This window comes from Thalassovita gelatinovora, assembly GCF_001458355.1.
In the GTDB taxonomy this organism is placed as follows: Bacteria; Pseudomonadota; Alphaproteobacteria; order Rhodobacterales; family Rhodobacteraceae; genus Thalassobius; species Thalassobius gelatinovorus.
This window is the reverse complement of record NZ_CYSA01000003.1, coordinates 153,507-172,954: the sequence shown is the minus strand read 5'-3', so window position 1 is coordinate 172,954 and position 19,448 is coordinate 153,507. Positions and strand designations below refer to the sequence as shown.

The following is a 19,448-nucleotide window of genomic DNA, read 5'->3' as shown; positions in this document are numbered from 1 at the left end:
GCTGCGCAAAGGGCGCTCTCGAACCACTTATGATATAATAAGAATTTCGACAGTAACCGCTGAGATTGTGAGAGATCACCAAATCTGGTGCCGATCAAATTTTTTGCACAACATATATCCAAACTTCATCGGACTGTTACTTCGATCATTTTTTGATGACCGATGATTCTGGGGATAACTTTGTACACCGACGTGCAACGATCAGCGATGTGATGTATTTTTCAGCACGTCATGGAACAGGTCAGTTCAGTTATTCCGCCCGTCGCTGATTCAGGCTCGATCATACCAACAGGGATCGGGTTTACTCCGTTGATCCTGACCGGCCAGACTATCCACATGCCCACTATATATAGTAGCGGGCAAGCTGAATTGCGGATGACAATCACCCGTAGAGCAGAAATGAGTATGAAATTGGTCGGGGCGAGAAGATTCGAACTTCCGACCCCCTGTACCCAAAACAGGTGCGCTACCAGACTGCGCCACGCCCCGAACCGAGGCTGTCTCTAACCCGGCCCGACGGGATTGAAAAGTCCTAATCGGAAAATTTGTCTTCGCAGGGCCAAACGGCCTGTTTCGGATCAAAGGCAGGATGGTGCAGTACTGTCCCAGGCGAAATGCCCATTGCTTGGGACAAGCCGCCATTGATTTCCAACACCGCCAGAACCTGACTGTCGCTGCTGATTCCGGTGATATCTCCGGGAACCGCGCTGTGATGCACCTTGCGTACCATGCCAGTGTCGTCGATGAATATCATATCGAGCGGGATCAGCGTATTTTGCATCCAGAACGATACGATCCTCGGACTGGGATAGACAAACAGCATCCCACCTGACTGCGGTAGGGATTCGCGAAACATCAATCCGCGCGCCCGTTCGTCGCCGTTATCGGCCAATTCGACGGAAAACCGGGCCTGACCCCAGCCACCTTTGAGATACACCGAATCCGCGCGACAGCTTTGTGCCGCAGCGGTCATTGGCCAAAACAACGCCAGCGCAATAAGCACCAACTGCTTCATGTTTATGATTGTTCCAGCTTCAGCGCGGCTTCCCATGCCGACACTTCGGTCGCCATACGGCCGCGTTTGCCATCGATCACCCGTAGCCCGACAGCTTCGCCGGGTTGCAGGTCGGCCAAGCCGGAGCGGCGCAGTACCTCGACATGAACGAACACGTCTTCACTGCGCCCGAAAATATTGGCAAAGCCAAAGCCCTTGCCCTTGTCGAACCATTTCACCCGGGCTGGTTCCAATGGTGCCGTGCGGATGAGTTCGGGATCTATATCCTCGAAATCAGCCAGCGCAGCCGCACTGGATCCCGAAGGCGGTTCGATATTGAAGACTTCGGTCGCTTGTATTCCGCGGTCCGTTTCCTGAACCACGATTTCAATTATCGCACCATCTGCCACCGAACTTTGACCGAAATTACGCAAAACATTGGCGTGCAGCAAGATATCTGGCCCACCTTCATCCGCCACGACAAATCCGAATCCTTTTACCGGATCGAACCACTTAACCTGACCACATATTCTGCGGTTGCCGTTAACATCAGTATTCACAACTTTGATACCCACATGATCGTCATCCCCACCTGTTTCATGTGATAAGCACTTGGCGCTTGCAAGGTAAAAGTTGAATTTTTTTCAACCGCTTGCATTTCGCGTCACGTGAAAATCAGGGGTTCAAGCGCGTTATCGCCCAGTTTTCTTCACCACTTTTGCGCCGCCAGACAAACCTGTCATGAAGCCGAAACGCACCGTCTGCCCAGAACTCAATCTCAACCGGATCGATTCTGAAACCTCCCCAAAAGGATGGTCGGGCAGGATTTGGCCCATGCAAAGCCGTCACTTTAGCCACTTCCGCCATCAAAGCGCTACGAGAACTCAACGGACGAGACTGTTTAGATGCCCATGCGCCCAACCTGCTTTTGAGCGAACGTGATTTGTAATACGCATCGGCCTTTGGCCCCTCCTCCGTAGTTACTATACCACGAACGCGGATTTGACGCCGCAAAGATTTCCAATGCATCACGAACGCGGCTTTTCCCGCCTGATTAAGCTCTTGCCCCTTTTGGCTTTCGTAATTGGTATAGAACACAAAGGCGTCGTCTTCGATTTCCTTCAGCAGAACCATGCGGGCGTTCGGCAATCCGTCTTTATCGACGGTGGATAATGCAATCGCGTTGGGATCGTTGATTTCGCTCTGTTCCGCTTCTTCAAGCCAGCGTCGTGCGATGATGAATGGATCGTCGCCCGCAAAAATACCTGTTCTGTCGCTCATGTTCTGCCTTTCTTCCTGCTAAGGTGCTCGTGAACTTGTCTAAGGTCTTCTTCAAGGACAAGCGACACTTGATGCATGACGGACGATCCCCTAAAGGAAATCCACGCAAACATTTGGGCGGAGAATACGTAATGTCAAACCAATTGATGGCGGGGAAACGCGGGTTGATCATGGGGCTTGCTAATGACAAGTCGATCGCCTGGGGGATCGCCAAAGCCTGTGCCGATGCCGGCGCTGAAATGGCCTTTACCTATATGGGCGACGCTTTTCGCAAGCGGGTGGCGCCTTTGGCCGATCAGCTGGGTGTCGACACGCTGATCGATTGCGACGTGTCCGACCCGGCTTCGATTGATGCGGCTTTCGCCGAAATCGAAGCAAAATGGGGCAAGATCGACTTTCTGGTTCATGCCATCGGGTTTTCCGATAAAAACGAACTGCGCGGTCGCTATGTCGAAACCAGCCGCGACAATTTCCTGATGACGATGGATATCTCGGTCTATTCTTTCACTGCGGTGATGCAGCGGGCGGAAAAGATCATGAACGAAGGTGCCAGCGCGCTGACGCTGACCTATTACGGTGCCGAACAGGTAATGCCACATTACAATGTGATGGGGGTGGCCAAGGCGGCGCTGGAAGCCAGCGTGATGTATCTGGCCGAAGATCTGGGCAAAGATGGGATCCGCGTGAATGCCATTTCCGCCGGTCCGATCAAGACGCTTGCCGCCAGCGGCATCGGTGATTTCCGCTATATCCTGAAATGGAACGAACTGAATTCGCCGCTGCGCCGCAATGTGACCATCGACGATGTCGGCAAATCGGCGCTCTATCTGCTCAGTGATCTGGGGTCGGGTGTCACTGGTGAAAACCTGCATGTCGATGCGGGATACCATGTCGTCGGGATGAAGGCGGTGGATGCGCCGGATATCGATGTCGTTACTGGCCGGAAGGGATAGCAGATGAGCGATCACCGCCTGCCCCATGAAAAGGGCTTTCATATCAGCTGGGACCAGATCCACCGCGACAGCCGGGCGCTGGCCTGGCGGCTGGACGGTAAAGGCCCGGACGATGGTGGCTGGCGCGCCATCGTGGCAATCACCCGTGGCGGCATGGCCCCGGCAATGATCATCGCGCGCGAATTGGATATCCGAACCGTCGATACGATCAGCGTGAAATCGTACAGCCATCAAGATCAGGGCGAAGTGCAGGTGCTGAACCGACCCGACCCCGAAATGATGGGTGACGGCACCGGCATCCTGATCATCGACGATCTGGTCGACAGTGGAAAAACGCTTGAACTGGTGCGCGAAATGTACCCGCAGGCACATTTCGCAACCGTCTATGCCAAGCCCAAGGGCCGGGCGCAGGTTGACAGCTATATCACCGAGGTCAGTCAGGACACATGGATTTTCTTCCCTTGGGATATGGCGCTGCAATATGTTGAACCCTATCGCGGCACAGATTGAAGACCGTCCGGGCAGTCGTTGGCCGTGACAGGTTTCAATCCTTGTTGCAAAATGAAAAGAAAACGCCGCCGGTCTCATGATCGGCGGCGTTTTAATTCAGAACAAGGGTAGCCAACGATTGAGGCGCAACAACAACGGTGCAAGAGCGAAGCTCAGGACCAGCGCGAGCAGTGCGAGTTCACCGAAGGACAAATCGAAACCGGCCCGCAATGGAATCAGCGGTAAAAGATGTGAAAAATAGATCGCCGAGGACAGATCCCGCAGTTTACGCCCTCCGACCCGAAGCGGCAGCGCATTGGCGAACCGGAACAGCAAGGGTGCCATCACCACCGCCGAAAATACCAATTCGAAAATCCCTTTGGTCGGCAGGTAACGATAATTAAAGCCGATTTCTGCAAACAGAACGATGGAACCCAGCCCCAACAAGACCCAATCCCGTGCCCGCAATTCACCTTCGGCAAATCTGGTGCGGCGGATGACGACGCCAAGCGCGACAAAGGGAAAGCCCATGAACAGGAAATTGCGGACCTCCGCCTCATGGGCGTGTCGGTAGCGTAGATGTTCCATGTCCTGGGTGATGTCTTCGAAGTATTGCAGCGCGACACCGACTGCCACCAGCGAAACCGCCAGTATCACCAATTGCCGGTTGCCGATATTGCGCAGCAGATGGAACATCACGCCTCCGCCCAGCAAGGCCGGTAGAAACCACAAATGCGCGTAGCCAAATACCGCATAGAATCCGAGCCGCAGCAGAGAAAAGTCTTCATAGATAAGGATTATCGGCAGGTAGATCGCCGTCCAAATCAGGTAATAGCTGGCCACCTTGCGCACCCAGGACCAAAGACCCGCCCGGGTTTGTTGTTCAAAAAAATATCCGCTCATCACGAAGAAAAACGGAACGATCAGCCGCGCCACCCCATTGTTGACGGTATAGTGGGCTTCAGGACTGATCGTCAGAAAGAAGGACGCATGGGCCAACACGACAATGCAGGCCAGAAGCAATCGGACGACATCAAGCCCGCCATGGCGTTGCCTGCTGTAAGGCGCGGATGTCGTCGCTGTCGCAAACATATGGATTTAAAGCGCTATTTCAGAATGAACGAATACACATCGGTAAATGCAGGTTGCGACATCGGCGGGCATTGATCAATAATAATTCGCCCAAAAAGGGCGAAATGATTACCTGCCGGCCTATCTTGCCACTGCGTTCCCAGTGGTTGGTCATCAAACCTAGCGCAGTCGTGCATATCCCGCTTGTGCCGGTGACATCTGAGGTTATCCTCGCTGCGTCGCATACAGGCAAGGACCCGAATATGATCCGTACGACACAGACTTTCCCGTCCCCGGTTATGGAATCCCGACGCTGGATCGAAGGCGTTACGTTTCCGCCAGACCGTCCCTTGATCAACGTCAGTCAGGCCGCGCCGGTCGATTTACCTCCCGAACCGTTGCGACAGGCGATTGCCGATGCGGCGATGAATCTGCCGCAAGCGCATCTTTACGGCCCGGTTCTGGGGCTGCCCGAACTGCGTCAGGAAGTGGCCGACCAGTTCGCAACTGGCTATGGCGGCGATATTGGCGCGCAAAATGTCTGTATTACGTCCGGCTGCAATCAGGCTTTTTGTGCCGCGATAATGACGCTGACCGGCGAAGGGGATGAAGTCATCCTGCCAACCCCATGGTATTTCAATCACAAAATGTGGCTCGATATGACCGGGGTTCGGGCGACACCATTGCCGACAGGGGCGGGATTGCTGCCTGACCCCGATCTGGCCGAGGCCATGATCACTGACCGAACCCGCGCCATTGTACTGGTGACGCCGAACAATCCCGGTGGGGTGGAATACCCCGCTGAGCTGATCGCCGCCTTCCGTGATGTCGCCCGCAAGGCCGGTATCGCGTTGATCGTGGATGAAACCTATCGCGATTTTCACAGCCAAAGCGGACCGGCGCACGATCTTTTTACCGATCCCGATTGGGATGATACGCTGATCCAGCTTTATTCTTTTTCCAAGGCGTACCGGCTGACCGGTCATCGGGTCGGTGCGATGGTCGCCGCACCCGCGCGGCTGGCCGAGGTGGAAAAATTCCTCGACACCGTCACCATCTGCCCCAATCAGCTGGGCCAGCAGGCAGCACTTTGGGGGATGCGCAATCTGGGCCAGTGGCTGGCCGGCGAACGGGCTGAAATACTCGACCGCCGGGCCGCGATAGAAGACGGATTTCCGGCACTTGCCGACCAAGGTTGGAAACTGTTGGGCGCCGGGGCTTATTTCGCCTATGTCGAACATCCCTTCAAGCGCGGATCGGATCAACTGGCGCAAGAAATGGTCGAAGCCATCGGCGTGCTGGCCCTGCCCGGCACCATGTTCATGCCGACGGACGATCCTGCCGGATTACGCCAGTTGCGCATCGCCTTTGCCAATATCGACCGGGCCGGGATTGGCCACTTGTTCGAGAGGCTTGGCGGGCTGCGCTCGGCCCTTGTGCCCAACCGGGTCTCGGCCTAAACACGATTGAACGAAATTTAAGACCCAAGGCAGGACGAATATGGCGAGCGGCGTGACCTCGAAAACATTCATGTGGGGCTTGATGGGGCTTCTGATACTGGGTCTTGGCGGCTTCGGCGTCAGCAACCTGTCGGGCAATATCCGCAATGTCGGATCGGTTGGCGATATTGACATCACGGTCGATGACTATGCCCGTGCCTTGCAAGAAGATATCCGCGCTGTCGAAGCGCAGACCGGCACGTCGTTGACGTTCGATCAGATCGAAGCATTCGGCATTGACGGCAATGTGCTGGGCCGACTGATTGGCCAAGCTGCGCTGGACAATGAGGCGCAAAATATCGGGCTGTCGATCGGCGATGAAAATCTTAGCCGCCAGATCGTCGAACTGGACGTTTTTCAAGGCCCGAACGGGTTTGACCGCGAAGCTTATAAATTCCAGTTGGACCGGATCGGGATGACCGAAGCCAAGTTCGAAGAACAACTCCGCGCCGACAGCGTGCGCGGAATGCTTCAAAGCGCGGTGGTATCAAGTGTATCGATGCCTGATACCTATGCCAAGACATTGGTCGATTATGCCGCCGAGCGACGCAATTTCACATGGGCCCGGTTGAGCGCGACAGATCTTGTTGTCGATCTGCCGGAGCCAAGCGAAGAAGACCTGATCGCTTATCACAAAGAAAACGCTGCGGATTTCACCACGCCTGAAGTGAAACGGATCACTTATGCCTGGCTGTCGCCCGACGATCTGGTTGCTGATATTCCGGTCGAGGAAGACCGGATCAGGGCGCTGTATGAAAGTCGGGGCGAAGAGTTCAACACGCCGGAACGGCGTCTGGTCGAACGTTTGATCTTCTCCGATCTGGCTGCTGGTGAAGCCGCCAAGGTGGCGCTGGAACGCAACGAGACCGATTTTGAAACCCTTGTAGCAGCGCGCGGGTTGGAATTGCAGGACGTCGATATGGGGGACGTTGCCCAAGACGAATTGGGGACTGCAGGCGGCGCAGTTTTCAATGCGGATGTGAACGATGTCGTGGGGCCGTTCGAAACCTCGCTTGGTCCGGCACTGTTCCGGATCAACGGTGTGTTACAGGGGCAAAGCGTGAGCTTGGAAGACGTACGCGCGGAATTGCAGGGTGAACTGGCCTCGGACGCGGCGCGGCGCAAAATCGAAACCGTCGCCGAAACCGTTGACGACCTGTTGGCCGGTGGCGCAACCTTGGAAGAATTGCTAAGCGAAGCGGACATGAAGCTGAGCAGCATTGACTGGCATGCCGACGCACCCGATCCTATTGCAGCCTATTCCGCGTTCCGGGACGCCGCTGAAACGGTTCAGCCAGACGATTACCCTGCGGTGATCCATCTTGACGATGGCGGCATCGTTGCGTTGCGGCTGGAACAGGAAATCCCAGCCAAGCTTCAGGATCTGAATTCGGTGCGCAGCGCGGTTATTGATGGGTGGCTGGGCCAGGCCCGCACCAAGGCGCTTGCGGATCAAGCGCAGGATTTGGTGACCAAACTGGTGGCCGGTGAAGACATGGCGGCGCTGGGATTGACCGCGCAGATGGAAACAGACATCACCCGCGATCAGTTCATCCCGGACACTGACGAAACGTTTCTCGATACCGTTTTTGAAATGAAACCCGGCGATGTCACGGTGATCAGCGCCACTGACAGTGTTGCCATTGTCCGATTGGATGACGTTCTGGAACCCGATCAGGCCGACGCCGAGGTCGAAAGCTTCCGCGCGTCGCTGTTGCAGCAGGCCGGTTCCGGCATGGCACAGGATATCTATGCAGCCTATGCCCGTTCGATCCAGTCCGAAGCCGGGATACAACTGGATCAGACTGCGTTGAACGCGGTTCATGCCAATTTCCGTTAAGTTAGGACAGGACCTGTGGAACTGATCCCCTCTTTCGACGATTTTGCCCGCGCCTATGAAGCGGGTGAAAATCAGGTGGTTTATGCCAGAATGGCCGCCGATCTGGACACGCCGGTATCTTTGATGCTGAAACTAACTGGTGCGCAAAAAGATGCCTTTGTATTGGAATCCGTGACCGGCGGTGAAGTGCGCGGCCGCTATTCGATCATCGGTTTGAAACCCGATGTGATCTGGAAATGTCATGGCGACACCAGCCGGATCAACCGCGCCGCGCGGTTCGATTCGGATGCTTTCGAAGATCAGTCAGGTGATCCGCTGGACAATCTGCGTGCCCTGATCGCCGAAAGCCGGATCGATCTGCCGCCGGATCTGCCCGCCGCATCGGCGGGACTGTTCGGGTATCTTGGCTATGATACGATCCGCTTGGTGGAACACCTTCCGGATGTGAATCCCGATCCTCTGGGCCTGCCCGATGCGGTGATGCTGCGACCGTCCGTGGTGGCGGTTCTGGATGGGGTCAAAGGTGAGGTCACGGTGGTGTCCCCCGCCTGGATCGACGTATCTCAGTCGGCTCGTGCCGCTTATGCTCAGGCTGCCGAGCGGGTGATGGACGCGGTCCGCGACATGGAACGCGCCCTGCCCCAGCAGGCCCGGGATCTGGGCGAGGCCGAGGAAATCGCGCCGCCGGAGTCGAATTTCAGCAAGGGTGCCTATATGGCGGCGGTCGAAAAGGCCAAGGAGTATATCCGCGCCGGTGATATTTTCCAGGTCGTGCCAAGCCAGCGTTGGACCCAGGATTTCCCGCTGCCGCCTTTCGCTTTGTATCGGTCGCTTCGGCGCACCAACCCGTCGCCTTTCATGTTCTATTTCAATTTCGGCGGTTTTCAGGTGGTCGGGGCCAGCCCCGAAATCCTGGTGCGGGTCTTTGATCGTCAGATCACCATCCGCCCGATTGCCGGCACCCGTCCGCGCGGGGCAACGCCGGAAGAAGACAAGGCGCTGGAAGCCGACCTTCTGGCCGACAAGAAGGAATTGGCGGAACATCTGATGCTGCTGGATCTGGGTCGCAACGATGTCGGCCGAGTGGCCAAGATTGGATCGGTGCATCCGACCGAAAAATTCATCATCGAACGCTATTCACATGTGATGCATATCGTGTCGAACGTGGAGGGCGAACTGGCCGAGGATCAAGACGCGCTGAGCGCCTTCTTTGCGGGCATGCCTGCGGGTACCGTTTCCGGCGCCCCCAAGGTGCGCGCGATGGAAATCATCGACGAGCTGGAGCCAGAAAAACGTGGCGTCTATGGCGGTGGCTTGGGCTATTTCAGCGCCGGTGGCGATATGGATATGTGCATCGCGCTGCGGACCGCCATCGTAAAGGACCGTAAGCTCTATATTCAAGCCGGGGGCGGTGTCGTCTATGACAGCGATCCCGAAGCAGAATATATGGAGACCGTTCACAAGTCGAACGCGATCCGGCGGGCGGCGGCGGATGCGGCGCGGTTTACCCGCGACGGCAATGATTGATCTGATCGGGCCCGGCCTTTGGCCGGGCGCAGTTCTGTCTCGGTGCCGGCTTGCAGCCGCCGCCTCGGCAATTTGGGGGCGCTGCCCCCGTCGCGCCTTGCGCGCCTCCCCCGGAGTATTTGGACCAAGATGAAATACGAAAAGGATCTGCGGCGATGCGGGTGATCCTGTTCAACAAACCATTCGATGTATTGTCACAGTTTACCGACAAGGGACTTGCGGGCAGCAAACGGGCGACATTGTCTGATTTCATCGACGTGCCGGAGGTGTATCCGGCCGGACGTCTGGACCGGGACAGCGAAGGATTGATGGTTCTAACCGATAACGGCGCCTTGCAGGCGCGCATTTCCAATCCCCGCAACAAGATGGAAAAAACCTATTGGGTTCAGGTCGAAGGCACCGTAACGGAACAGGCGCTTGAGCAGTTGCGGCGTGGGGTGGCGTTGAAGGATGGAATGACGCGTCCTGCCAAGGCCGAGGCGATGGACGCGCCGGATATCTGGCCGCGCAATCCGCCGATACGGTACCGCAAATCGGTGCCAGACAGTTGGCTGGCCCTGACGATCAGCGAAGGCCGAAACCGGCAGGTGCGGCGGATGACGGCGGCGGTGGGATTTCCGACGTTGCGGCTGATCCGGGGAGGGATTGGCGACTGGAGCGTTGCGGGGTTAGCCCCCGGCCAGTGGCGCGACGCCTAGCGCAGCGCCGCGTTCAAAACCGCAGAAACAGGTGCAAGCGCCACTTGGCTGGCACGATCCTGCAACCCCCAAAGCAACAGCGCCGATATGGTTTCGGCGCGCAGACGCCCGACCATGATCACGCCAGTTTCGGATTGGCGGGCCTTGAAGGCCGCCTGATCAAGAAAGCGACGGATCACCGAGGCGTTTTGGTCCTGACCATCGAAATCTCGGAACACCGTCACCGCAGGTACCCCTGCCTTGACGGCAAGCTTCTGTGCGGTGTTGAGGCCTTTAGGAAACAGCACCAAGCCATGGCCGGTTTCCGCCAACAGCGCCGCAGCCTGATCGGACACGACTTTGTCCGCCTGCAAGCCGCTCTGATCGCCTTCCATTACGGCGACGGTTTCGGGCAATTCGCGCAAGGTGGCCCGCAACAGCATTTCGGTATCAGCCGCCGTTGCCCCCAGAGGGATGTCCGACAGTGCCAAAACTTCGAATCCGGCATCGCGGTACCGTTGCATGGCGGATTTGGCGTTGGGGCTGGTCGCGTCCACGGCGAAACTGAGCGGATAGGGAAAGCTTGCCAGCGCCTCCAGTCCGATCTTGCTGTCGCCGTGATCGAGCAGCAAGATCGCCATCAGCGGTTTGTCTTCGGGGTTGTTGAAACGGGCTGAGAAAGCATCGAGAGGGGGTTTTAGAACGGCACTAGCGGGGATATCCGCAGCGGGTTCTGAGACATCTTCTTCGATCGGCTGATCGGTCAGACGGCCGACCGGGGTCCCGATGCGCGGGGTCTTTTCCTGGGACTCTCCGATACGTGACAATGACATAGGCCGCTCTGCCGATGTGTCGGGGTCAAGTGCTACGATCTGGGCCGGTTCGCGGTCTTCTTGTCGTGATGGCCGAGGAACTTCGACCGAAGGGGCAGGTTCGGAAATCGGCTCATCCGACCGGAAGGCCGAGCTTTCGCTGGCTTCGGGCAAGACCGGCTGGGCCGGGGTGGTCGAAATCGACAGGTTCTCATCGGCTGGTACTTCGGGGGGGGCAGGCGTTTCGATCATTGCTGGCGTCTGGCTACCGGTATCGGGCGCTGCAATCGCCAACGGTGCCGTTTCCGTTTCCGGCGCGGTCATGCCGGTTTCGGCTTCGACCGGTTTTGGCTGATCGCCTGGGGTCAGCTGGTCTTCCGACACATTGTTCAGGTCGTCGGGTCGCGGTTCGGTGGCGCGGGATGTTTCCGGTGTGCGGTCAACCGGATCTGCCATAGGTAGGCTGGCTTGGGTATCGTCGCGCGCACCGTCAAATTCTGAACCTGCTGGAACTTCGACGGCGGCCGCGTCAGGACGGGGCGTTTCCAGTGCCGTCATCACCGATACCGTCGCGGCCGCGACCAACACAACCGCCGCGCCGGTAAGAAATCCGCCCAATGCTCCTTTGGCCAAGATTTGTCCCCTTAAGCTACTGCCCCATCATTCTGCTGCGCGGTTTGCCCCCCTTGACGCTCCGGCGCAAGCCTGAACAAGTATAACGTGATGACGATGGGCCTCCAGCCCCCAATTGCAAAGATAGTCCAGATGCTTCTGCTGATCGATAATTATGACAGTTTCACCTACAACCTTGTTCACTATTTAGGTGAATTGGGGGCCGAAATCGAAGTCCGCCGCAACGATGCGCTGACCGTGCAGGATGCGATGGCGATGCGGCCGGAAGGGATTTTATTGTCACCGGGGCCCTGTGATCCCGATCAAGCGGGGATTTGTCTGGCGCTGACAACGGCTGCTGCGGAAACGAAAACGCCGCTTCTGGGGGTTTGCCTGGGTCATCAGACCATCGGCCAGGCCTTTGGCGGCAAGGTGGTGCGTTGCCATGAAATCGTGCATGGCAAGATGGGGCTGATACATCATACCGGCAAGGGGCTGTTCGCCGGGCTGCCCAGCCCGTTCGAGGCGACCCGCTATCATTCGCTGGTGGTTGATCGCGACACCCTCCCCGATTGCCTGGAAATCACGGCCGAACTGGAAGACGGTACGATCATGGGGGTGCAGCACAAGGACCTTCCGATCCACGGGGTGCAGTTCCACCCTGAATCCATCGCGTCGCAGCATGGTCACAAACTGCTGCAGAATTTCCTTGATGTCATGAAGGTACCGGCATGAGCGATGCACTGAAACCGCTGATCGGAGCCGCCGCCGACCGGGTGTTGAGCCGGGAAGAAGCCGAAACCGCCTTTGCCATCCTGTTCAACGGCGAAGCCACCCCGGCGCAGATCGGCGGGTTGTTGATGGCGCTGCGCACGCGCGGGGAAACGGTCGACGAATATACCGCCGCCGCAACCGTCATGCGGGAGAAATGCCACAAGGTCAAAGCGCCCGATGGCGCGATGGATATCGTCGGTACCGGCGGCGATGGCAAACATACGCTGAACATTTCCACTGCCACCGCCTTTGTGGTGGCGGGCGCGGGTGTGCCGGTGGCCAAGCATGGCAACCGTAATCTGAGTTCGAAATCCGGCACGGCGGACGTCCAGTCCCAGATGGGTATCAACGTGATGGTTGGCCCGAAAGTGGTTGAAAAGGCTTTGAAAGAAGCCGGGATCGCGTTCATGATGGCACCGATGCATCATCCGGCCATGGCCCATGTCGGCCCGGCGCGGGCCGAACTGGGGACGCGGACGATTTTCAACATTCTGGGGCCGCTGACCAATCCGGCAGGGGTAAAACGGCAGCTGACCGGTGCGTTCAGCCGCGCGATGATCCGACCGATGGCAGAAACGCTTGGGGCTCTGGGCAGCGAAAAGGCCTGGTTGGTGCATGGATCGGACGGCACCGATGAAATGACCATTACCGGCGAAACCTATGTCGCGTCGTTGAATGAAGACGGCACCGTCACAGATCTGGACCTGCATCCGGAAGATTTCGGTCTGCCGGTGCATCCGTTCGAAGCCATCATCGGGGGCGAACCCGACGAAAACGCTGCGGCTTTTCGGGCGCTTTTGGCGGGGGAAAAGTCTGCCTATCGCGATGCGGTGTTGCTGAACGCCGCCGCAGCGCTGCATATCGCGGGCAAAGTGGACGATCTGAAGGATGGCGTGGCGCTCGCGCGCGAAAGCATCGATAGCGGGGCGGCCACGGCCAAGCTGGAAATGCTGGCGCGCATCACGTCCGAGTCCACCTGATGGCACTACCGGATATCGGCGCATGGCGGGATCTGGATTTTTTCGCCTCCGACTGGCCCGGTATCGAAGCGGCAATCGCGCAGGACGACCGCGATATTCTGCCGCCCCAAGTGCAGCGTTTCGCTGCCTTGCAACTGACCCAACCCGAAAACACCCGGGTGGTAATATTGGGTCAGGATCCCTATCCGACACCGGGACATGCCCATGGGCTGGCTTTTTCGGTAGAACCGGATGTGACTCCCCTGCCCCGGTCTTTGCTAAATATTTTCAAAGAGATGCAGGACGATATTGGCGCAGTGCCGACAACCGGCGATCTGCGTGGTTGGGCGCGTCAGGGGGTTCTGCTGCTCAATACTGTGCTGAGCGTCCCGGCTGGCGAAGCACACGGGCACAAGGCATTGGGCTGGCAGGCTCTTGCGCATCAGGTGCTGGAAAAGACCGCGGACAAACCCACCGCTTACATCCTCTGGGGTAAGCCAGCGCAGGCGCTGGCGGATCACATCCGACCCGGCGATCACCTTGTCATCAAATCGGCTCATCCCTCGCCGCTTTCGGCGTCGCGTGGATTTTTCGGGTCAAAACCATTTTCAGCAGTGAACACATGGCTTAAGAACCGAGGGGAGCCCGTAATCGACTGGGCCCGGAATTCGGAGGCAGAATGACCGCAACGGTTCTCGACAAGATAAAAGCCTATAAGCTGGAAGAAGTGGCCGCCGACAAGGCTGCCAAGCCGCTGGAATCGGTGGAGGCGGAGGCCCGCACCGCATCGCCGGTTCGCCCTTTTGCCGATGCGCTCCAGAAAGCCAGCCGGTCGGGATACGGTTTGATCGCCGAAATCAAAAAGGCCAGCCCATCCAAGGGATTGATCCGGGAGGATTTCAATCCGGCTGAATTGGCCAAGGCCTATGAGGATGGTGGTGCCACCTGCCTGTCGGTGCTGACCGATACACCCTCGTTCCAAGGGGGCAAGGATTTCCTCGTCGCGGCGCGCGCAGCAGTGTCGCTGCCAGTGCTGCGCAAGGATTTCATGTATGACACCTATCAGGTGGCCGAAGCCCGTGCATTGGGTGCGGACTGTATCCTTATCATCATGGCAAGCGTCAGCGACGCGCAGGCGCAGGAATTGGAATCGGCTGCATTGGACTGGGGAATGGATGCGCTGATCGAAGTGCATGATGGCGACGAATTGGAACGCGCGACCCTGTTGAAATCGCCGCTGATTGGCATCAACAACCGCAACCTGAAAACCTTTGAAACCTCGCTCGACACCACCCGTACCCTGTCGAAATACGTTCCTGCCGACCGGATGTTGGTGTCCGAAAGCGGTCTGAATTCGCCCGAAGATCTGACCGAAATGGCCCGCTACGGCGCCCGTTGTTTCCTGATCGGCGAAAGCCTGATGCGCAATGACAACGTCGAAATGGCCACAAGGACGCTACTTGCGCATCCTTTGACTGCGGCGGGTATGTGAGCATGGCCGGGCTGACCCATTTCGACGCCAAGGGCGACGCGCATATGGTGGATGTGTCCGACAAGGCGGTGACATCGCGGATCGCCACTGCTGCAGGTTGGGTCCGGATGGCGCACGATACCTTTGAGATGATTTCCGAAGGCAGGGCCAAGAAAGGCGACGTTCTGGGCGTGGCGCGGCTGGCGGGGATCATGGGGGCCAAGAAGACGCCCGACCTGATTCCGCTTTGCCATCCCCTGCCCGTCACCAAGGTCGCCGTCGATCTGACGCTGGACTCGGATCTGCCGGGCGTGCGGATCGAAGCGACGGTGAAGACAACCGGCCAGACCGGCGTCGAGATGGAGGCGCTGACGGCCGTCAGTACCGCCGCCCTGACCGTCTATGACATGATCAAGGCGGTCGATAAGGCGATGGAAATCGGCGGCATCCACGTGACTTTGAAAGACGGCGGCAAATCGGGACGGTATGAAACAAAATGATTACGGTTAAAGACGCTCGCGCCCTGCTGTTCGATCTGGCCCCGCAGATGGCCGAAGAAACCGTGCCGCTGGTCAAGGCTTTGGGCCGCGTTCTGGCCCACGATGTCAGCGCGAAACGCACCCAGCCTCCCTTTGCCGCGTCGGCGATGGATGGTTATGGGCTGCGCGCCGACGAGGTTTCTAAAGGCGCATCTTTTCGGGTCATCGGTGAAGCCGCCGCCGGTTCGCGGTTCATCGGTCCGGTTGCGCTGGGACAAGCCGTACGCATTTTCACCGGTGCGCCGGTGCCTGACGATGTCGGATTTGTCGTGATACAGGAAGATGTCGACCGGGTCGGCGACACCATCACGATCACCGGGGACACCGGCGACAATTCCAATATCCGCCCCGCCGGCGGCGATTTTGCCGAAGGTCAGGTATTTGCAGCGCCGAAACGTCTGGGCCCTGCCGATATTGCATTGCTGGCGTCGATGAATATTGCCGAAGTACCGGTCACGCGCCAGCCAGACGTGACGCTGATTTCCACCGGAGATGAATTGGTGATGCCCGGCGAAACCCCCGGTCCGGATCAGATCATCGCCTCGAACACGTTCGGGTTGAAGGCGCTGTTCGATCAGGCCGGGGCACAAACCCGGATTCTGCCGATCGCGCGGGACAATGTGGCCTCTTTGAAAACAGCGCTGGATCTGGCCAAGGGAGCCGATCTTGTCATCACGATTGGCGGGGCTTCTGTTGGCGATCACGATCTGGTGGCGCAGGTGGCGGCCGATCTGGGATTGCAGCGCGCGTTTTACAAGGTCGCCATGCGTCCGGGCAAACCGTTGATGGCGGGAACCATCGACGGCGCGATGATGATCGGTTTGCCGGGTAACCCGGTGTCGGCCATGGTGTGCGGCATACTGTTCGCGGTGCCAGTGATCCAGGCCATGCTGGGCCTACCGGCACAGGCCCCCGGGGTGCGGCAAGTGGAACTTGCCACCGATATTTCGGCCAACGGATCGCGCGAACATTATATGCGCGCCGTGGTATCAGACGGGTTGCTGACGCCGCTGGACAATCAGGACAGTTCGCTTTTGTCGGTACTGAGCCGCGCAAATGGCTTGCTGATCCGCCCGATCGGCGACCCGGCGCGACCTGCGGGCCATATGGTCGACTATATTCCATTTTGATCATCGCCTCGCCATTGACACAAAACGGGAACATGTGTAGAACAAACCCAAACCGCTTAACCCGGAGGGGGCGTTCATGCTGACGAAAAAACAGCTCGATCTGCTGACATTCATTCACAAGCGCATGCAGCGCGATGGCGTTCCACCATCCTTCGATGAAATGAAAGAAGCACTGAACCTGCGGTCCAAATCGGGTATTCACCGCCTGATCACCGCGTTGGAAGAACGCGGCTTCATTCGCCGTTTGGCGCACCGGGCCCGCGCGATTGAAATCGTGAAACTGCCCGAAAGCCTGAGCGGCAACGCCGGCTTCACCCCCAAGGTGATCAACGGCGGCAGGCCCGAAACCACACCGCGCGATGCAATGCCGATTGAGCCGGTTCACGCGATGGAATTGCCCGTAATGGGCCAGATCGCCGCCGGTGTCCCGATCGAAGCAATTAGCCATACGTCGCGTCACATTGCGGTGCCCGGGTCAATGCTCAGCAGTCAGGGCAATCATTACGCGCTCGAGGTGAAGGGCGATTCGATGATCAATGCCGGCATCAATGACGGCGACGTGGTGATCATCCGCGAAACCAACACCGCGCAGAACGGCGATATCGTGGTGGCGTTGGTGGAAGATCAAGAAGCGACGCTGAAAACTTTTCGCCGCAAAGGCAACAGTATTGCGTTGGAAGCGGCCAATCCGGTTTATGAAACCCGTGTTTTGCCTGACCACATGGTCAAAGTTCAGGGCCGTCTGGTCGGTTTGATCCGCAGTTACTGAGACTGGAACGACGTCCAAGGTCTGTCGCCCGCCAATTGGCGGGCGGTAACGATTCTGGGGCCGGTATCGGAGAAATAGACCGCCACCGACCCGGTTGCGCGCAACCGGGTCGGGTCAAAGACCCGACAGGGCAAATTCTGTGCAATATCGTTATTGCCGATTAGCCATTCTCCCTTGTTGCAGGTCGCACCTGCTGCCGCCTTTTTACCGGAAACGACCTGAACCACACTTTTCTGTTCTGGCCAACGGTGTGCCGCCTTAATTTGGGGGGCTGGATCGCCATCGTTTTCCAACCAGATCGCGGCAACGAAACCGGATCCGTTTTCCTTGCTCATCGCCCTGCCCTTGGTCGTCATCATCCCGACCAATGCGCCGTCTTCGGCGATCAACAGATCGGGCCGTTCGCTTTGACGCCACAGGATCAATGCAATGATCATTGTCATAGTGCCGACCCATCTGCCCCGCCCGCGCCATAACATCACGACCAAGGCCGCCAAGGCGAAAACCGGCAATACGCGCCAATCCGGGCTTTGAACCATCCGCACCGCGCCATCCTGTTCCGACACGAAACGCGCCACCGTCAAAATCCAACGCAATCCCAGCCCCATCAACCACATCACCGGAACCTCTGCCCCAAACGGCATCAGCAATGTGGCCAGAACAGCCGCCGGTATCACCAGAATCCCCATCAACGGTACCGAAAGCAGATTTGCCGGCAGGCCCAGAACCGCGATCTGGTTGAAATGGGCTGCAGCAAAAGGCGCGGTCGCGGCCCCTGCTACGGCGGAGGACAGGAACATCGCAAACACGCGCTGAAACAAGGTGCGTCCGGCCAACCATCCGCTATCCCGCAGAAAACTGAAAACGGACACCAAAGCGGTCGTAGCAGCAAACGACATCTGAAACCCCGGGCTTAACAGGCTTTCGGGCCTAAGCAACAGAACGACAACTGCCGCCACCGCGACCGCGCGCAACGATAACGCGCGATGGTCGAATACAATGGCCAAAAGGAACACCGCAACCATGACAAAGGCCCGTTCGGTTGCGACATTACCACCCGACAGGATCAGATACCCCGCTGCCACGGTCAGGGCTGCCAATGCGGCAATTTTCTTGACCGCGATACGCAGACCGGCACCGGGGATCAACGCCAGTATCATCCGGATCAAGGCAAAGACGAATCCGGCAACCAGTCCCATATGTAACCCTGATATCGCCAACAGATGCGCCAGATTGGACCGGCGCAACGCCTGTAGGGTGCTTTGTCCCATAGCAGACCGATCGCCGGTCATCACCGCCGCAGCGAATGCCCCGGATTCGTCCGGCAGAACCGCCTGCACCCGGACCGAAAAGGCTATTCGTGCGGCGACAATTGGAAGTCCTGCACGGCGTGGTTGCAACAACAACACGGCTGTACGGGTATACCCGACCGCGCCAATCCGTTGAAACCAGGCATGCCGTTGAAAATCGAAACCACCCGGTTCCGCAGGTCCGGACGGAGGCAACAGATGCGCGGTCAGGATCACAGTGTCGCCCGGGGCTGGCCGGTATCCGTTCTGTTCCCCGTGCAATGCCACCCGTATCCGCGCCGGGGTTTTGCCCGGGCTATGGCGGGATAAAACGACCCGGTCCAATGTCAGCCGCAGCGCATCGCTGCTGGATCGGTCGATCGCAGTTACCCGACCTTCGACCGGGCCGTAATATCGGTATTGCAGCACCGGTGCCGCGACCCAATGGCTGCGCACGCCAGCCCACAAACTACCGAATGCGATCAGCGCCATCGCCCAGAATAGCGGTGAAATTGCCGGGCTGGTCCGCATCGCTGCAAATGTCGCGCAAATCGCGGTGGCAAGCAGCAGAATCTGAACGGTCGATGTTGGTTCTGTCGGTAATTGAAAATAGATTCCGATCCCTATGCCCAGGCAAACCGGCCCCCAGGGAAGCAACGCCCCCCGCTGCGCCAGAAGCGCTGTTCCTATTCCGTTAAAGGGCACCAAGTCTTGTCCTTGCATCGGCAGGTAGATAGACAGGCGAAAACGCTACTCCCCTCC

19 protein-coding genes and 1 tRNA gene are annotated in these 19,448 nt (G+C 58.1%); 13 read left to right on the top strand and 7 right to left on the bottom strand.

All coding sequences use genetic code 11. The features are described 5' to 3' along the window. Positions 1 to 412 precede the first annotated feature (412 nt). From TG4357_RS01185 to pdxH, 4 genes are all read right to left on the bottom strand, one after another. Positions 413 to 489 (bottom strand) — tRNA-Pro (locus TG4357_RS01185). A 43-nt stretch (positions 490 to 532) separates the two neighbouring features. Next, positions 533 to 1,015, bottom strand: coding sequence for a DUF192 domain-containing protein (locus TG4357_RS01180; RefSeq protein ID WP_058261039.1), 483 nt, complete (start codon positions 1,013 to 1,015; stop codon positions 533 to 535). 2 nt (positions 1,016 to 1,017) lie between these two features. Continuing rightward, the gene (locus tag TG4357_RS01175) at positions 1,018 to 1,563 is read right to left on the bottom strand and encodes a cold-shock protein (protein ID WP_233487408.1); all 546 of its coding nucleotides are present in this window, start codon (positions 1,561 to 1,563) and stop codon (positions 1,018 to 1,020) included. Positions 1,564 to 1,669: 106 nt separating this feature from the next. Next, a complete protein-coding gene (gene pdxH / locus TG4357_RS01170) occupies positions 1,670 to 2,275 on the bottom strand; it encodes a pyridoxamine 5'-phosphate oxidase (RefSeq protein ID WP_058261038.1) in 606 nt (201 codons plus the stop codon). A gap of 131 nt (positions 2,276 to 2,406) precedes the next feature. Between pdxH and fabI the strand changes: the two genes are divergently transcribed. Beyond that, positions 2,407 to 3,228, top strand: coding sequence for an enoyl-ACP reductase FabI (fabI, locus tag TG4357_RS01165; RefSeq protein ID WP_058261037.1), 822 nt, complete (start codon positions 2,407 to 2,409; stop codon positions 3,226 to 3,228). A gap of 3 nt (positions 3,229 to 3,231) precedes the next feature. Then, a complete protein-coding gene (gpt, locus tag TG4357_RS01160) occupies positions 3,232 to 3,738 on the top strand; it encodes a xanthine phosphoribosyltransferase (RefSeq protein ID WP_058261036.1) in 507 nt (168 codons plus the stop codon). A 96-nt stretch (positions 3,739 to 3,834) separates the two neighbouring features. Here the strand turns inward: gpt and TG4357_RS01155 are convergent, their stop codons facing one another. Further along, a complete protein-coding gene (locus TG4357_RS01155; protein WP_058261035.1) occupies positions 3,835 to 4,809 on the bottom strand; it encodes an acyltransferase family protein in 975 nt (324 codons plus the stop codon). Positions 4,810 to 5,051: 242 nt separating this feature from the next. Between TG4357_RS01155 and TG4357_RS01150 the strand changes: the two genes are divergently transcribed. From TG4357_RS01150 to TG4357_RS01135, 4 genes are all read left to right on the top strand, one after another. After that, positions 5,052 to 6,248, top strand: coding sequence for an aminotransferase (locus TG4357_RS01150; protein WP_058261034.1), 1,197 nt, complete (start codon positions 5,052 to 5,054; stop codon positions 6,246 to 6,248). A gap of 52 nt (positions 6,249 to 6,300) precedes the next feature. Further along, positions 6,301 to 8,127 carry a peptidyl-prolyl cis-trans isomerase gene (locus TG4357_RS01145; RefSeq protein ID WP_233487406.1) on the top strand — a complete coding sequence of 609 codons (1,827 nt, stop codon included), beginning with the start codon at positions 6,301 to 6,303 and terminating at the stop codon, positions 8,125 to 8,127. 15 nt (positions 8,128 to 8,142) lie between these two features. Beyond that, a complete protein-coding gene (gene trpE, locus TG4357_RS01140) occupies positions 8,143 to 9,654 on the top strand; it encodes an anthranilate synthase component I (RefSeq protein ID WP_058261032.1) in 1,512 nt (503 codons plus the stop codon). Between the two features lie 155 nt (positions 9,655 to 9,809). Continuing rightward, a complete protein-coding gene (locus TG4357_RS01135) occupies positions 9,810 to 10,352 on the top strand; it encodes an rRNA large subunit pseudouridine synthase E (RefSeq protein ID WP_058261031.1) in 543 nt (180 codons plus the stop codon). On the opposite strand, the gene TG4357_RS01130 is transcribed toward TG4357_RS01135, so the two are convergent. Next, positions 10,349 to 11,776, bottom strand: a complete 1,428-nt coding sequence (locus TG4357_RS01130) for a divergent polysaccharide deacetylase family protein (protein ID WP_058261030.1) — start codon at positions 11,774 to 11,776, stop codon at positions 10,349 to 10,351. The two genes, TG4357_RS01135 and TG4357_RS01130, sit on opposite strands and share 4 nt — an antisense overlap. 132 nt (positions 11,777 to 11,908) lie before the next feature. On the opposite strand from TG4357_RS01130, the gene TG4357_RS01125 reads away from it, so the two are divergent. The 7 genes from TG4357_RS01125 to lexA all read left to right on the top strand — a co-directional run bounded on the left by TG4357_RS01125 (position 11,909) and on the right by lexA (position 17,397). Next, entirely contained in the window at positions 11,909 to 12,490 is a 582-nt protein-coding gene (locus TG4357_RS01125) for an anthranilate synthase component II (RefSeq protein WP_058261029.1), read from the top strand. Further along, positions 12,487 to 13,509, top strand: a complete 1,023-nt coding sequence (gene trpD / locus TG4357_RS01120; RefSeq protein WP_058261028.1) for an anthranilate phosphoribosyltransferase — start codon at positions 12,487 to 12,489, stop codon at positions 13,507 to 13,509. The genes TG4357_RS01125 and trpD overlap by 4 nt, the downstream gene beginning before the upstream one ends. Further along, entirely contained in the window at positions 13,509 to 14,171 is a 663-nt protein-coding gene (locus TG4357_RS01115) for a uracil-DNA glycosylase (RefSeq protein WP_058261027.1), read from the top strand. Before trpD ends, TG4357_RS01115 begins: the two co-directional genes overlap by 1 nt. Continuing rightward, positions 14,168 to 14,980 (top strand): indole-3-glycerol phosphate synthase TrpC, encoded by an 813-nt coding sequence (gene trpC / locus TG4357_RS01110; RefSeq protein WP_058261026.1) that lies wholly within the window; start codon positions 14,168 to 14,170, stop codon positions 14,978 to 14,980. Before TG4357_RS01115 ends, trpC begins: the two co-directional genes overlap by 4 nt. Before the next feature lie 2 nt (positions 14,981 to 14,982). Then, the gene (gene moaC / locus TG4357_RS01105; RefSeq protein WP_058261025.1) at positions 14,983 to 15,459 is read left to right on the top strand and encodes a cyclic pyranopterin monophosphate synthase MoaC; all 477 of its coding nucleotides are present in this window, start codon (positions 14,983 to 14,985) and stop codon (positions 15,457 to 15,459) included. After that, the gene (locus tag TG4357_RS01100) at positions 15,456 to 16,628 is read left to right on the top strand and encodes a molybdopterin molybdotransferase MoeA (protein WP_058261024.1); all 1,173 of its coding nucleotides are present in this window, start codon (positions 15,456 to 15,458) and stop codon (positions 16,626 to 16,628) included. The genes moaC and TG4357_RS01100 overlap by 4 nt, the downstream gene beginning before the upstream one ends. Positions 16,629 to 16,704: 76 nt before the next feature. Then, on the top strand, positions 16,705 to 17,397 hold the full coding sequence (gene lexA / locus TG4357_RS01095) for a transcriptional repressor LexA (protein ID WP_058261023.1): 693 nt from the start codon (positions 16,705 to 16,707) through the stop codon (positions 17,395 to 17,397). Here lexA and TG4357_RS01090 read toward each other — a convergent pair. Then, complete coding sequence (locus TG4357_RS01090) at positions 17,391 to 19,391, bottom strand: ComEC/Rec2 family competence protein (RefSeq protein ID WP_233487405.1); 2,001 nt, start codon at positions 19,389 to 19,391, stop codon at positions 17,391 to 17,393. The two genes, lexA and TG4357_RS01090, sit on opposite strands and share 7 nt — an antisense overlap. Positions 19,392 to 19,448 lie beyond the last annotated feature (57 nt).